The following is a 14,889-nucleotide window of genomic DNA, read 5'->3' as shown; positions in this document are numbered from 1 at the left end:
ACCTGTATTTCCGTAGGCATGTTATACATAGCTATTCTCAGGCGACCAAAAGATGCAGAATTTCAGGTTTTCTGCATTATTTACTCGGGTGGCCCCGTCCACCTTCCTAAATCCCACCTAAAAAAAGGGCATCCCATTAGCCCTTTTATGGCTTATGGGACCCCCTTTTTTCGTCAGCTTGCATGCATTACGCACAATCAAGGAAGAATTTTTAATATAATTCAATTATTATGAATTTTTCATATGATGATTTTATCATATACCATGCCAGGAAGTTGCCCATCTGCATCCTGTTCAGTTCCCTGACAGACGCTTGCGGAGCTTAAGCTTGCTTCAATACATTTAGCAGCTTCAATTCGTTAACCCGATTCAATTCATCGTAATGCTTCAAGACCGCCTCATGAATCTTATGTCCTGGCGGAATGTTCGTATACTTGGCCACTGCCGCCCGGGCTCCGGCTTTGCTCACGAAAGCCTGAAGCTCGGCAGCTTCGGGATCTTCCATCACATCGAACAGCAGCGCCCCCGCCATTGACCTTGCCAGCGCCGAGAAGCTGAGCCCCCGCTCATAAGCCTGCACCGCAGGCGAGACGAGACGGTCGCCCGGTGAAAGCTTGCGGATAGGGGAACGCCCGACCCTGGCTACTTCATCCGTCAGCGCCGGATTTCGGAAGCGTTCCAGAATTTTATCGATATATTTGCCATGCTCTTTACGGTCGAAGCCGTGCTTTTGAACCAATAATTCCCCGGTCTCTTCGAGCACTTCCCGCACAGAGGCGGTAAGCTCTTCATCCTCCATCGCCTGCTGAATCGTTTCCCACCCGCGAAGATAGCCGAGATAGGCCGCCGAGCAGTGTCCGGTATTCACCGTGAACAGCTTGCGCTCGATGTATGGCTCCAGATTGTCAACGTAATGGACTCCCTTAATCTGCTTATAGCCCGGAATCATTTGTGAGGAATCCACGACCCATTCATGAAACGGCTCCACAACAACTTTTAAAATATCCCTATGCTGCTGTATCGGTACGATCCGGTCCACTGCGGCGTTCGGAAATGCTATCATTTTGTCAGCCTTGCTTCGCGTTTCCTCGTCAAGCCTCGCGTAGACTAGCTCTTTAAGCTGTCCGCTGCCGCCTATTGCATTCTCGCAGGCGATGATATGCAGCGGTTCGGATGATTCCGCCACGCGAAGGGCCACACCTCGGGCGATAACACCAGCGATATGCTTCAGAACAGAAACACCTACCGCCGTTGTTATAAGATCCGCATTGGCGACAGCCAGCATCACCTCCTCTTCCTGGGAGGCGCTGCTGAGCGCTGTTACATGGTTCACCGTCACCGTTTCCCGTCCTTCGCTGGCCAGGGTAACGGTATATTCGCCGCGTTCCCGCAGCTCACGAACCATCGCTTCGTTCACGTCCACAAAGGTCACTTCATAGTCCGATTGCGACAGCAGCAGACCGATGAAGCCTCTTCCGATATTGCCGGCTCCAAAATGAACAGCTTTCATACCTGCACACCTCCCTCAAAAATCCCGATAATATCCAAAGGGCTTGTGGCGTTCATAATCCGTTCGATCGCATCGTCCTCAGTGAAGATCATAGCCACATTAGTGAGGACTTCCATATGCTCTTCTCCTGCGGCCGCTATGCCGATGACCACAAACGCTGGCTCTTCGCCTCCGAAGTCGACGCCTTCCGGAAACCGGGCGATGGACAGCCCCGTGGATTTAATATAAGGCTTCGCATCCTTTGTTCCGTGGGGAATGGCGAGTCCGCCTCCCATATATGTGGATACGACCTTTTCCCGCTCCAGCATCTTCGGGATATAATCCTTCGTAACATGCCCCCCCTCCACCAGCAGTTGTCCGGCGATTGCAATGGCCTCGTACTTGTCCTTGGCGGCGGCGTTCATCATAATTTTATTTTCTGACAGTATGGTCATTGGGTTTCTCCCTCTTTCATCTTTTATTTTCGAAAAAACGCAGAAGCTCGGCGGACAAATAGGTTCGAATCTCCTGCTCCGACCTTTCCTCCAGCAAACGCATCAGGTCCGTATTCAGCAGCATCGCGCTGATCTCGCTAAGCACCTCCAAGCTCTCCTTCGAAAGCACCTTCGGGGCAAGCATCAGCAGAATCGTGCTTACCTCGGTATTTCCGTCCAGAATAAGCGGCGACTGGAGCCGGTAGAGCGTCAGCGAGGACATAAGCACATGGCTGCTGCGGGTATGAAACAGCGCAAGACGGGTATCCGGTATAACCTGGCTGGCCATTTTTTCCCGTTCCAGCAGTCGATTCCGCAGCGTCTTGGGATCATCGGTTACGCCGCTGCCTTTCAGCTTATCCAACATCGCGCCGATGGTATCCTCCAGATTCATCCCTTCATTGCTCAGTGAATAATACCGGAAGCGTTCGACCAACCCATCAATTTCATCAAGCAGTCCTTTATAGCTCCTTAATCTGCCTATAACGGATTCCCCTGTCACCGGCTCGCCTTCTTCGCCAGCAGAAACGCTTCCATCTTCCGCCAGAGCCTTATCCTGGATGTAGCGCAGAAGCTTGTCGGTCTCTTCCGCCGTCAGCAGCGGGCTAATTCGGATATATTTGTCTTTTTCCATTGGCAGATCGATTGTCGATATGATCAGGTCGTAGTCCTCTTTCGGAATCCGGGCCGCCTCGTACCAGGAGACATTGCCCAATATCTCAAGCTGGGGCATTTCCTTTCTAAGCCGTTCTCCGAGCAGCCGGGATGAACTTAGACCGCTCGTGCAGACCAGAATCGCCCGCACATTACGCCTTAACTGGCTCAGCCGCTCCGTAGAAGCTCCAAAATGCATAACCAGGAAGGCAATCTCCTCATCGGGTACGGCAAGATCCAACTTCAAATCCTCGACCGCATCCCGGATCATGCGGAACAGATACTGGTAATCCTTGCGGATCGGTCCGAGCAGCGGGTTGCGGATGCGGGTGCCCTCACGGATTCGTCTGAGCGCCTGCTCGACATGCTCAAGAAGACCTTCCCTCAAAATGCGGTCGCTGTGGAACGGAAACCCGGTTCGCTTGACGACCTGCTCCGTCAGACGGTATACCAGCCCCATCAGTCCAATGTCCCCATGCACAAAATCATCCGGCGCGCCAGACTCCTGCGCCCTGTCAAACCATTCAGCGATGTATAAGTGCTCCGCTTTCGGAAGCGCAAGGTTCATCTCGTTCTCCAGCCGGTTAACGAACTGTTCCGCGCCGGAAATATTCAGGTGATCGGGCATTCGCGAATAGGCCGTTTCCTCGGGACCATGGATGACCATTCCGATTTCCCAGCGCCTTACGGCGACGGACAGGCCGAGCAGCAGCTCCATGTAGACACTCTCAGGCAGTTCGGCCGTCCAGTTCCACTCCATATCCCACAGGAGATTTTCCACGTTCAGCAGTCTGCTCTGTCCGACAGCGGCAAGCAGCTTCCGGAAGACCGGACTTCCCTCCCCTTCAGGTTGAGGCCCCCGGCCGACCAGGTCCGACTGATCCAGATGCTCGGCTGCCAGCCTGCAGAGTGCGCGCCGCTTGTCGGCTTCGGCGCCGGTGATTTCGACGCCATATCCCCTTCTGCGAACGAGCTGAAGTCCAAATTTGCGCACCCACGGCTCCAGTTCATCCAGATCGTTGCTGACGGTAGCTACCGTTACTTTCAAGGTGTTTGCCAAAGCGAACAGCTTTAGCGGCTCTTCCGTCTCAATCAGCGAGCACAGCTCGAATATTTTTCGTTCCTCTCCGGAATATTCCGCAGGTTTTTGTGCCCGTAAAAAGTGCCTGAGCTGCCCAAGTCCGGTTTCCGGGCCGTTCATTTGGATACCCTTACCGGATTTGCGGCTTAATATAAGCCCGAAATCCTGAAGGATGTGTTCGGTATCCTCCAGCTCCCGGTGGACGGTTCGCACGCTGACGCCGATGTTCCCGGCGATTTCTGCAGCGGTTATTTCCTCGCGATTGTCGAGAAGCAGTTGAATCATCTGCCGCTGTCTGGCGGTAATCTTCCTTATCATTGCGAACCCTCCTGCAAAGGCCTTAACTCAAGCGTTCAACCAATTCGTCATATTTCGGACTCTTCAGGAAATTATCAATTGAAATATGCTCGGCTTTCGGATTGCTCGCGATTGCCCGGTCCGTCAATGTCTTCTGCGTAACCACAATGTCGGCATCGGACGGAATTTCACTGACTGGTGAATTGACGACCGTCACCTGAACACCGGCATTTTGCAATTTTTTTCTCAAGACGGAGGCGCCCATAGCGCTGGAACCCATGCCTGCGTCGCAGGCAAACACGATTTTTTGTACTTCGCCTTTGCTGCGGATGTTCCCGGATGTATTGAAAACGATTGCATTTTGAGTTGTTGCAGTTTGAGCCGTTGCGATTTGCGGCGCTGCGCCTGCCGTTTTCATACCTTTTAATTTGGCCGATGCTTCTTCCAGACCCATTTCCTCTTTGCTTTCCTTAACGGTCTTCAGCAGCACCGAGGCAATAAAGAAGGAGACGGCCGCCGCCGCGATAACGCCGGCAATCATCGGAAGATATCCGCCTTTAGGCGTCATGGCGATATAGGCGAAAATACTGCCCGGGGAAGGGGAAGCGGACAAGCCTGCTCCAAGAAGCTGGAAGGTAAAGGTTCCTGTCACACCGCCGCCGATAACCGCCAGGATCAGACGCGGATTCATCAGAATGTACGGGAAATAAATTTCGTGAATACCGCCCAGGAAGTGAATGATGATCGCACCGGGAGCGGACGATTTGGCCGAACCCTTGCCTGCGAGCCAGTATGCCAGCAGAATGCCTAGACCGGGACCCGGGTTCGACTCAAGCATGAACAGAATCGACTTGCCTGCGCTGGCTGCCTGCTGAACAGCAATCGGGCTTAAGATCCCGTGGTTGATCGCGTTATTCAGGAACAGCACCTTGGCCGGCTCAATGATAATGTTGACAAGCGGCAGCAGATGGTTGTTGACCAGAAATTGCACGCCGCTGGACAGGATATTCGTCAGTCCTTGAATAAAAGGCCCAACGCCTGTGTAAGCTCCCAGTGCCAAAGCGCCGCCGATGATACCGAGCGAGAAGTTGTTGACGAGCATTTCAAAGCCCGCTTTAATCTTGCCATCTACCGAGCGGTCAAATAATTTAAGCACCCATCCGGCCAAGGGGCCGACGAGCATCGCGCCCAGAAACATCGGAATATCCGATCCGATGATTACGCCCATTGTGACCAAGGCGCCGATCACACCGCCCCGCTTGCCGTGAACCATCGTTCCGCCCGTGTAACCAATCAGAAGCGGCAGCAGATAAGTAATAACAGGTCCTACCAGTTTGGCCAAGTGCTCGTTAGGCGCCCACCCTGTCGGAATGAATAGAGCGGTGATCAATCCCCAAGCAATAAATGCGCCGATATTCGGCATGACCATACCGCTTAACAGACGGCCGAGCTGCTGTACCTTTACCCGGACACCGCCGGATGCAGATTGCTTCGTTGCCAGTGTAGCCATGTATTTTTCCCCCTAAATTAATAGAATGTAAAGCCTTTCAATAGGCTTAAAGGAAAGTCATTTCCTATGAATCTATCATAAATCTAAGCGCTTTCTTTGTCACCAAATTGTAAATATGGTTTCGTCATGAACATTGTTGACAAGATTTAAGAGCAGTGGTTGACATCTATTTGAGGTTCTACTTATACTTATAGCAACTTCACAGGTTGTTCGTATAACCCCGATAATCGGTTCGGGGGCTCTACTGGGGTCCGTAAAATCCTAACTACGAACGCAATATGTAGCCATATTGCGCTCACGGTTGGGATTTTTTGCATTTCACATCAACAAGGGAGGTACATCATGAGCACACTGCTGATCAAGAATGCCCGCAACATTATCACTATGGACGCAGAGCGCCGCTGTTACCCGGGAGGAAGCGTGTTCATCGAAGATCAGGAAATTAAAGCCATCGGGACGGACATCCCCTATGAGGACGCCGACACCGTCATTAACGCGGCCGGAAAGATCGTTTATCCCGGGCTGATCAACACTCATCATCATTTATATCAGACCTTCACCCGGAACATCCCGTGGGCTCAGGACTGCGAGCTGTTCGACTGGCTGCTGACGCTGTATGAGATTTGGCGCCATATGCGCCCGGAGGATGTATACTTAAGCGCAATGGTAGGTCTGGGGGAACTGCTCAAGACCGGCTGCACGACCGCTTCCGATCACTTTTACTGTTTTCCGGACGGTGTCAGCGGCGAGCTGATCGATGAAGAAATCCGCGCCGCCGGAGAGCTTGGCATCCGTTTTTACCCGACACGTGGCTCCATGAATCTCGGCAGGTCGCAAGGAGGGCTTCCGCCGGATGAGGTGACGCAGTCGGCCGAGGTCATTCTGAGGGACACCCGCCGGGTTATCGAAACCTATCATGACGCCTCCAAGTTTGCCATGGTTCGCGTCGGCGTTGCGCCTTGCTCGCCTTTTTCGGTGTCCGAGGATCTTCTGCGGGAATCCGCCCGCCTGGCGCGCAGCTATGGCGTTCGGATGCATACCCACCTGGCCGAGACGAAGGATGAGGAAGACTTCTGTCTGGCGAAGCTCGGGCTGCGTCCGCTCGAATACATGGAAAAGACGGGGTGGGTCGGACGCGATGTATGGTATGCGCACGGCATCCATTTCAGCGGCGATGAAATTCACCGGATGGGCGCCTGCGGCTGCGGAGTTGCCCATTGTCCGAGCAGCAACATGAAGCTGTCGTCAGGGGTATTCCCCGTGCGGAGCATGCTGCAGGCGGGCGTTCCCGTCGGACTTGGCGTGGACGGTTCGGCGTCCAACGACGCGTCCAATCTGCTTGGGGAAGCGCGTCAAGCCTACCTGCTGCACAAGTTGTCCGCCGGAAGCGCAGGCCCTACGGCTGAAGAAAGCTTATGGCTTGGTACGGTCGGATCGTCGAGAGTGCTCGGCTGGGAGGATGCGATCGGTTCTCTAGAGGTCGGCAAAGCGGGCGACCTATTCATGATCGACTCGCGTAAGTTGGAGTATGCCGGCGCTTTGTTTAACGATACGGCTCTGCCCGTCGTGACCGGTATCAGCCAGAATGTGGATATGACAGTCGTCGGCGGAAGGATTGTCGTGAAGGACGGACGACTCGTTCATATCGAGGAAGAACGGATTGCCGAAGCTGCGGGGGCTGCGGCTCTCCGGATGGTTCAGGCGGCATCGAGACGCACCGGCGTCAATTATCTTAAGCATCGCGGACGCGCTTAATACACACCAAAAAAGATGCCCCGAAAGTCATTCTGGATGGCTTTCGGGGCATCTTTCGCAATCTGCTCTTTTCTATTTTGCCTGAATCAGATTCGGAGGTGTCTTGCCTTCAAGCCCGGTCACCAGATTTCTCGCCGCCGTCCAGGCCATTTCCAGCCTAGTCTCCCGAGTAGCCGAGCCGATATGCGGCAGGAGAACGGCATTATCCAGCGAAAGGAGCGGATGATTATCCGGAAGAGGCTCCTGAACGTACACATCGAGGCCAGCCGCCCAGATGGTTCCGCTGCGCAGCGCCTCGATCAACGCTTCTTCATCGACCGTCGCACCCCTTGATCCATTGACGAAAATAGCAGTCTTCTTCATCAGCTTAAACTCGCGTTCGCCGATCATCCCCCGGGTCTCCGGTGTCAGCGGCGTCATGAGGCACACAAAATCCGCTTCTGCCAGCAGCTCGTCAAGTGTGCGATAAACCGCACCGTATTGTTCCTCCAGCTTGGGATTACGCGAACGGTTATGATAAATAATATCCATATCGAATCCGAACCGGGCGCGCTGAACGATCTTCTCTCCGATGCCGCCAAGTCCGATAATACCGAGCGACTTATGATGCACATCAAGGCCAAACTGGACATCATCTCTTGAATCCTTCCACTGCCCGTTCCGGACATACCGGTCCAGCTCCGGCATTCGGCGTGCCGTTGCCACCAGCAGGCCGAAGATGGTGTCAGCGACCGTATCGTTCAGTACTCCCGGTGTGTTGGTCGCCATTATGCCGCGTCGGCTGATTTCAGGAATATTCAAATTATCGTATCCGACGGAAATATTGCTCACTACTTTCAACTGAGGGGCGTGGTCCAACAATGCCGCATCCACCTTAAGTCCGGACCCAAGCAATCCCTCCGCTTTTTTAAGCGCCTCCGCGAATGGAGAGCCGGTAGAGCTGTCAGGGGCATCGAAATATGACACGTCGCAACGCTCCTTAACGTATTCCAATACTTCTTCGGGCAGTTTGCTGTATACAATCGCTTTTGGTTTCACCAATCCATTCCTCCGTATAATTTATATGATGTCGAGCGGCATTTTCCGGGCCGGTTCGGGGAATGCCTCATCAAGCAGCCGCAATTCGTCGCCGCTCAGAGTGATCAAGCCCGCAGCCGCATTTTGCATCACATGTTCCCGGGATGAGGCTTTAGGAATCGCAATGACATCCCCTGCCCGTATGCACCAGGCAAGGAGAACCTGCAGAGGAGAGGCACCGTGTGCAGCAGCAATTTCCTTTACTGCTTCGTTCTGAATAAGGCCCTTCCGCAGCGCCCCTGCCTGGGCAAGCGGCGAATACGCCATAATCGGCATTTGCCGCTTACGCTGCCAGGGGAGCAGATCGAACTCAATCCCGCGCGATCCCAAATGGTACAATACCTGGTTCGTTGCACAGTGCGTTCCCTGGGCAAGCCGGAACAATTCTTCCATATCTGCCGTATCGAAATTGGATACGCCCCATCTTGCAATTTTCCCCTGCTGCACCAGCCGCTCCATGCCTTCCACCGTTTCTTCCAGCGGAACGCGGCCTCTCCAGTGCAGCAGATACAAGTCCAGACGGTCGGTTCCAAGACGCTTTAGGCTGTTCTCGCAGCTTTTGGCGATTTGCTTTAGCCCGGCATTATGCGGATATACCTTGGATACAAGAAAAACCTTGTCCCGGATACCTTGCACCGCTTCTCCCACCACCGTCTCGGACCGTCCTTCCCCATACATCTCTGCGGTGTCGATCAGAGTCATCCCGAGCTCGATACCCAGCCTGAGCGCTTCAACCTCCTCACTCCTGCGGGAAGCATTGTCGCCGATATTCCAGGTTCCCTGCCCGATTCGGGGTACAGTGGCTCCATCCGGCAGCGATATCCGGCTGCGGGAATTGGCCTCTTCGATTTCGGCTCTGCTCGCTTCATTAACAGAGTTGTTCATCAGTAGGGCGCCTCTTTTCTTAATGATATTTCCCCGATATATGCTTCTCCGTCCGGGACAAAATTTTAGCCAACAGAACGATCTGTCCGGTATGATAGCCGTAATGTGCCGATATCCTCAATAGAAGAGTACGAATGCTGTTGACGTCCTTGGCGTCTCCTTCGGTAGCCTGACCGCCCTTCATCCGGTTCCAGTCCCCAAGATCGTAAGGGACGGTAACCTCACGGTTCAAATCCTCCTCCGATAAGGAGGAGAGAATCGCTTCCGATTGACTTCTCACTTCTTTAAGCTTGGCTATGAGCTCGTCCCCGGATAAGCCGCCCTCTGCGGTAAATTCCTTGGAGCGCTCCCGAATGAGCGGCCTGCCGCCAACAGCCGTTACAAAATACTGATATTCGTTGCCCGCAAGGTGCAGGCAGTAATTGCCGATGCTGTTCATGCCAGGATTCATTTTTGTCCAAATTTGCTCTTCGGACAGGAGCAGCAGGCTTGTTTCGATGCTATTTAGCTGACTGTTCATATAATCCAGCGCGTCTGTGACCAGTTCAATCATGTTCATCCCTCCGGCTTCGTATGGTTATGGCAAGCATACCATATTTCCCCTAAGAACCGCCAAACGGCCTCCCCGGGTTACAGCCACTACCTTCAGCGATTCTTATCAGCGATTTATAAGCTGTACTTCATTCAGGCTTCCTATCTTCCTTCACTACTGGTATAATTTAGATATTTCAATCGTAAGGAGAGAATGCCTTTTATGAGCATTGGCCTTATATTTATTGTTGTATTAGCTTTTATTCTTGTCGGCAATATATTCCGTAAAGAAAAACACAGAAATCCCCCCGGCAGAAGCGACGGCTACGATCCCTCTCTATTTGCGTTGTCCAACCCGGATCTAATTAACAATCCGCAGGACGAAAATCGGCATTCTTCCCCTAGCGATTCCCATGGGCGGAATCATCATCATCATCATGGAAGCACCAATAGCGATGATGGTCGCAGCCATAACGGATTCCATAATCATGGACATAGCGGCAGCGGGCATAGCGGAGGAACGCATCATTCCGGCGGATTCGGCGACGTTGGAGGCCATTCCCACGGCGGCGGTCACAGCTTCGACGGCGATGCCGGAGGTGGCGATGATTGCGGCGGAGGCGGCGGTGACTGAATAGACGAGCGCCCGGACGAGAAAAAAGCGGCTGTATCTCCTTTCAAGAGGGAATACAGCCGCTTGCGCATTGAGGCGGGTTATCATATATCCATTAATATCTGGTCATATTTCCTCTCTTCAATTTCACCGCTTCGCCTTATAAAACTCATGATACAGCTTCATGAGCGCCCGCTTTTCGATCCACGACACGTAGCTGCGGCTGATGCCGAGCTCCTTAACGTTCTCCCGCTGTGCACGCTCCTCTCCCCCGTGTCCAGGCCGAAGCGCCCGACGACAACTTCTTTTTCCCGGTCATCCAAAATATCCAGATTGCTGTGGTTCTTGCTCTTCTCGATTTTGAGATCCGCTTCCTTAATCACGTCGTCCGTTTCGGGGCCTTTTTGATAATCCGAGCATATAAATAAACCCATTGTACCCTCGCCAGAGTTACAATGGGTTTCATTCCCACTCTTCTTCGCGTATATTTTGGACTTCGTCAGTCAACTGCATCCTCTTCCCATTTTGCAATTTGAGCATTAAATAAGCTGCCGCCTCCCGTAGTTTTTTTATTTCTCACCAGGAAACAAAACAGCAACGATCAGAACCTCATTCTCAAACTGCTCGAAGTAAATCCTGAACCTCCTTATAACGATGTGGGACAAACCTGCATAGGGACCATTTTCTTCCGTATAAGCTTTACTTAATATTGGACTGGAGAGAAGGGACTCTGTTTCAAGAATCAGTTGAGAGATAAAATCAAACGTTTCCTCAGGAGAGAAACGCTCGCTCCGAAACTGGACAAGCTTGTTTCTTACCGCTGGAAACCATAGAATAATACGATTCATTATCGAAAGTCCTCGGGAGAAAAAGTCTTTAGCATTCCCGAGGTGCTCATGGCTTGGCCCAGCTTGTACTCTTTCCGGCTTTGTTCAATCAAAACCTTCAGTTCTGGATTTGCCTCAACATCGGCTTGAATCGATCGCTGTTCTTCCTCTTGCAAGACGAGAGTGAACGTTCCTTTACCTGGAATATGAAATTGGTACACAGAGTTGTCACGGCTCATATTTGCGATGTTCGCCATCAACTCTTCCGGTGAACTTACCTTTTCCATGGATACCACTCCCATCATAAACATTTCACTAACCGGTACGGGACTAAAAATCAATGTTACCCACAGTATAACATACACCACTCTAAACTCATAAGCTGATCACTCGACCTCTTTCGGCTCCGTTTGCTAATGTTCAGCACGATTGCTCAGGTGGCCGTTATTTTAATTTATTGATTATCAACAAGATGTGGATTTACTCAAATATATCTAAGCCTATAACCCTTTTTGTTGGTTGGTCTACAAAAAGGAACACATTTTTGCTCATGCTATTAAAAAACTTTAAAGCTGAGGAGTCCCTAAGTTCATTTGTCTAAGAGCAGCAGGTAATGTAACGAATTGAATCAATGGAGAAATATTTTCACTAGCAACAGATTTTATTTTGAGATTAATAATATCAAAATCAGGTGAAATATGTGTTTCTGGAAAGTCATCTAAAGGTTTCTGTTCTAACCATAAATCTCAACTCTGCTAAGTGCCAGGAACTGTCACGTTATAGAAATTGAATTGGCCCTTTGGAGTCTTCGACGAAGGGTTTACAATAAACGATTGGTATTTAGAACTAATATGTATTTTTATTTTTTTACCGACATAATGTTACATATTACTAACTTGCATTTGACTAAATTCATGGTTTTTCCTGTAATTTCTAATATTCTGTTGTTCAGCGACGAATAAATTATATTGACGGATTGTAATATGAAGTGCGACCCTAAAAAAGAAAGGCCCATGAAAGATTCGTGTAAAATGGAGTCACGACAACTAACCATTACACAGGTGAATCTCACCATGGGTTACACTCATCTTAGCATAACCGAACGCAGTCAACTAGAACTCCCGGTCCGGCTAGGATGATCCAGCCGAGCCATTGCCAAAGAGTTGGGGCGGCATCCCTCCACAATAGTCCCACTTAGCTTGACCATCCGTCATAAAAATAAGCCCATCAAACTCAAAGACCAGACATCAGCAGCGATAGCTATTTCTCTCTTCTGCTGTGATAGGAGTGCCATCTAGGTGATAGTCATAGCTCCAGGGGAGCTGGGAAAACTCCTCTTTTCCCATAACCTCCAGTTCTTCCTGAAAGAGCCGGATTAGCTCATACAGCGGATTCGCATGATCGGGAATGCATATCCCCAAATGGTGCGGCAGAGCCCTGTTTAATCCGGAATAGTGAAAGCAGACGAATGGGAGGCCGTCTTCAAGCCAATACCGCCCTTCCCCGGCCGAAATGATCTTCCGGCTGAACTCGTGCAGATTCCAGTAGGCGACGTTGTATCCCGGGTGGTCCCATACCATAACGTTAAAGTAAGCTGGCGCGAGATCGATCCATTTCTGATCACAATAATAGGGTGCTTGGTAATACCCGTAGCTGTACAGCCGCTCTTTCCACCATTCCAGAAAACGCATAGTTTCCTCCGACCGCCGAAGCGCCAAAAAGCCGGTGTTAAAGACGCCAATCCATAAATAGCTCCACGGATCTTCGCACGGCCCTAGCAGGTGAGGCGACAGCAGGATGTTATGATATTCCAGGGCAAACAGCAGATCGTCGAATGGAGCATAAGGGATGACGTCCGTGTCCATGAATACGATGTTGAGTTCATCCGGATGCCGGTCAAACAGAAAATGGAGAAAAGCCGGTTTAATGGAGGTTACCGCCTCATAAAGCCGGTATTTTAGAAGATTGGTTTCAAAGTCGGGGATTCCCAAATCCTTGGCCAGAATGACTTCGTCGAACCATGGAACGTTAAGCGCTGCCGGATGCATCGACCTCTCCAATAGACATATGACAACCCGGGCATATGGCATTTGAACTTTTGTCCTTCTTGCCATCACTTTAGCCTCATGCAGATTGTCTGCACAAGTCACCGAGCAGATGATCATGGCGGGTCCTCCTCTTCATTCGGTACTCAGAATTTACTTTCATTAGAAAGTGTGAAGGGATTAACTTCTATTGAACGGTATATTTTGGCCTCCCGGTAGCGTAATCGGGTCTCATCCGATATTTTCTCCCCGCTGTAGAAGAAGTCATAGCTCCAGGAGAAAGGTGAATGCCAGGGAAGCAATGGTTCCAGATCCTGCTTGTAGTTCTTCCACATTTGTGCATAAACCCAGTTGTCCGGAATGAAGGCGTTCATACAGCTGTCCAGCAGCCCGGCCGTATTGTTGAAGTTCACGCAGCGAAGCGGAGTCCAGTCAGTCAAAATATACTGATCTTCTACCCAGTACAGTTCTCTGCAGCGTTCATGCAGATTCCAGAATGCCAGGTTGTAGCCGGGATGACGAAGAATGCCTGTATGGTAAAAAGTGGGAACAAAGTTCAGATAAGGCTGGTCGATATACAGCCCTTTCGGCTGTCCGTAAAAATCACCTGAAGTCATCTTCACCCACCAGTCCGCAAAATGACGGCCCCCGTCGCTGTTTCTAACACCTACCAGTGCGCTGTTAAAGGTCCCGTCCTGCAGCGTCCCGATTTCGCGGAAACAATCCCAGGGGGGCGAGGGCTCAAGATGGTGGGGAGTCAGCACCACATCATAATAGGTAAGCATTGCCCATATTTCACTGAACGGCCCCATTACATACATCTCCGGATCGAGATAAACAATCTGCTCCTCCTCCGGGAAGGCTTTGAGCAAATAAGCGGTCAGCTGTGCCTTCATCGCCGTGGCGCATTGGAGGGAGCCGAACTTGAAAATATAACCGTCAAAATCGTGGAATCCTATATAAGCCGAGATATCTCTGGCCGTAAAAATCCAGTCGATATCTGGAAGAGGTTCTACCGGAAATTGCTCCACCAGGCAGACGACGACCGTTGTTTCTGGCATTACCCGCTTGACCGAAGCCGCCATCAGTCTGGCTTGTGGCAATCCCGAAGCGCCCACTACCGTTCCGATAATCATATTGGACGAGCCTCCTTGTTCTGGGATACTCCTTCATTGTGAGATACTCTATTCTATGAACAAGTGAGCTAATGGCTTGTGCAGATGAACAAATTCATCCGCTGATATTTAGATGCCCGTTGATTTGATCCATTCAGCAGTTAATTTTATACCTTCTTCAAAAGAGTATTCATGTTTAAAACCCAAATGTTTTATAGTTTCATCCATTGTAAACCATTCTTTCTTATACACAATTCCATCTTCATTTCTTAGTCCTAACCCTAATTGTGAGTCAGGAGAAACTACATTTTTAGCCGTTTCAATAAATTTATTCAAAGGTTGCGGAGAAGGCCCTCCAATAAAATAGTATTTTTTAAAATCATTTTTTAATCCAATTTCATACAAACACTTGATACAGTCATCAATATATACAAAATCGAATAATTGCTCCGCTTTAGTATATTCGGGCAGTTCTTTAAGGGCTCTTCGCGCTACTGGGTGGGTAAATGCCTATTA

The 14,889-nt window shown here is 50.7% G+C and carries 14 protein-coding genes, 1 pseudogene and 1 riboswitch; of the genes and pseudogenes, 1 reads left to right on the top strand and 14 read right to left on the bottom strand.

The genetic code is table 11. The features are described from left to right. Positions 1 to 322: 322 nt before the first annotated feature. Genes L691_RS0106800 through L691_RS0106785 form a run of 4 tightly spaced genes read right to left on the bottom strand, consistent with a single transcriptional unit; the run spans position 323 to position 5,525 of the window. Positions 323 to 1,510, bottom strand: coding sequence for a mannitol-1-phosphate 5-dehydrogenase (locus tag L691_RS0106800; RefSeq protein WP_025689577.1), 1,188 nt, complete (start codon positions 1,508 to 1,510; stop codon positions 323 to 325). Then, positions 1,507 to 1,944: a PTS sugar transporter subunit IIA gene (locus L691_RS0106795; RefSeq protein WP_025689575.1), complete on the bottom strand. Its 438-nt coding sequence runs from the start codon at positions 1,942 to 1,944 to the stop codon at positions 1,507 to 1,509. The genes L691_RS0106800 and L691_RS0106795 overlap by 4 nt, the downstream gene beginning before the upstream one ends. Before the next feature lie 16 nt (positions 1,945 to 1,960). Further along, positions 1,961 to 4,036, bottom strand: coding sequence for a BglG family transcription antiterminator (locus tag L691_RS0106790; protein ID WP_036735772.1), 2,076 nt, complete (start codon positions 4,034 to 4,036; stop codon positions 1,961 to 1,963). A 22-nt stretch (positions 4,037 to 4,058) separates the two neighbouring features. Further along, a complete protein-coding gene (locus tag L691_RS0106785; protein WP_025689570.1) occupies positions 4,059 to 5,525 on the bottom strand; it encodes a PTS mannitol transporter subunit IICB in 1,467 nt (488 codons plus the stop codon). Between the two features lie 190 nt (positions 5,526 to 5,715). Next, positions 5,716 to 5,813: riboswitch (purine riboswitch) on the top strand. A gap of 54 nt (positions 5,814 to 5,867) precedes the next feature. On the opposite strand from L691_RS0106785, the gene L691_RS0106780 reads away from it, so the two are divergent. Beyond that, on the top strand, positions 5,868 to 7,280 hold the full coding sequence (locus tag L691_RS0106780; RefSeq protein WP_025689568.1) for an 8-oxoguanine deaminase: 1,413 nt from the start codon (positions 5,868 to 5,870) through the stop codon (positions 7,278 to 7,280). Between the two features lie 72 nt (positions 7,281 to 7,352). Here the strand turns inward: L691_RS0106780 and L691_RS0106775 are convergent, their stop codons facing one another. From L691_RS0106775 to L691_RS0106730, 10 genes and pseudogenes are all read right to left on the bottom strand, one after another. Then, complete coding sequence (locus L691_RS0106775; RefSeq protein ID WP_025689567.1) at positions 7,353 to 8,318, bottom strand: 2-hydroxyacid dehydrogenase; 966 nt, start codon at positions 8,316 to 8,318, stop codon at positions 7,353 to 7,355. A 21-nt stretch (positions 8,319 to 8,339) separates the two neighbouring features. Then, positions 8,340 to 9,242: an aldo/keto reductase gene (locus L691_RS0106770; protein ID WP_025689566.1), complete on the bottom strand. Its 903-nt coding sequence runs from the start codon at positions 9,240 to 9,242 to the stop codon at positions 8,340 to 8,342. A 19-nt stretch (positions 9,243 to 9,261) separates the two neighbouring features. Next, entirely contained in the window at positions 9,262 to 9,795 is a 534-nt protein-coding gene (locus L691_RS0106765) for a DinB family protein (RefSeq protein WP_025689565.1), read from the bottom strand. A gap of 339 nt (positions 9,796 to 10,134) precedes the next feature. After that, the gene (locus L691_RS0106760; protein ID WP_025689562.1) at positions 10,135 to 10,494 is read right to left on the bottom strand and encodes a hypothetical protein; all 360 of its coding nucleotides are present in this window, start codon (positions 10,492 to 10,494) and stop codon (positions 10,135 to 10,137) included. Positions 10,495 to 10,533: 39 nt separating this feature from the next. Beyond that, positions 10,534 to 10,787 (bottom strand): annotated as a pseudogene (locus tag L691_RS28115) (sigma factor-like helix-turn-helix DNA-binding protein); the annotation flags it as partial. Positions 10,788 to 10,955: 168 nt separating this feature from the next. After that, a complete protein-coding gene (locus tag L691_RS0106750) occupies positions 10,956 to 11,234 on the bottom strand; it encodes a hypothetical protein (protein ID WP_025689559.1) in 279 nt (92 codons plus the stop codon). Then, positions 11,234 to 11,500, bottom strand: coding sequence for a hypothetical protein (locus L691_RS0106745; protein ID WP_025689558.1), 267 nt, complete (start codon positions 11,498 to 11,500; stop codon positions 11,234 to 11,236). The genes L691_RS0106750 and L691_RS0106745 overlap by 1 nt, the downstream gene beginning before the upstream one ends. A 960-nt stretch (positions 11,501 to 12,460) precedes the next feature. Next, positions 12,461 to 13,378 (bottom strand): glycosyltransferase family protein, encoded by a 918-nt coding sequence (locus L691_RS0106740; protein WP_025689557.1) that lies wholly within the window; start codon positions 13,376 to 13,378, stop codon positions 12,461 to 12,463. A gap of 26 nt (positions 13,379 to 13,404) precedes the next feature. Then, the gene (locus tag L691_RS0106735) at positions 13,405 to 14,394 is read right to left on the bottom strand and encodes a hypothetical protein (protein WP_025689556.1); all 990 of its coding nucleotides are present in this window, start codon (positions 14,392 to 14,394) and stop codon (positions 13,405 to 13,407) included. 108 nt (positions 14,395 to 14,502) lie between these two features. Then, positions 14,503 to 14,778 (bottom strand): NAD-dependent epimerase/dehydratase family protein, encoded by a 276-nt coding sequence (locus L691_RS0106730; RefSeq protein ID WP_156934182.1) that lies wholly within the window; start codon positions 14,776 to 14,778, stop codon positions 14,503 to 14,505. Between the last annotated feature and the right edge of the window lie 111 nt (positions 14,779 to 14,889).

This window comes from Paenibacillus zanthoxyli JH29 (assembly GCF_000520715.1).
GTDB lineage: Bacteria > Bacillota > Bacilli > Paenibacillales > Paenibacillaceae > Paenibacillus_AQ > Paenibacillus_AQ zanthoxyli.
Note: the sequence above shows the minus strand (reverse complement) of the source record. Positions and strands in the feature narration are given on the sequence as shown.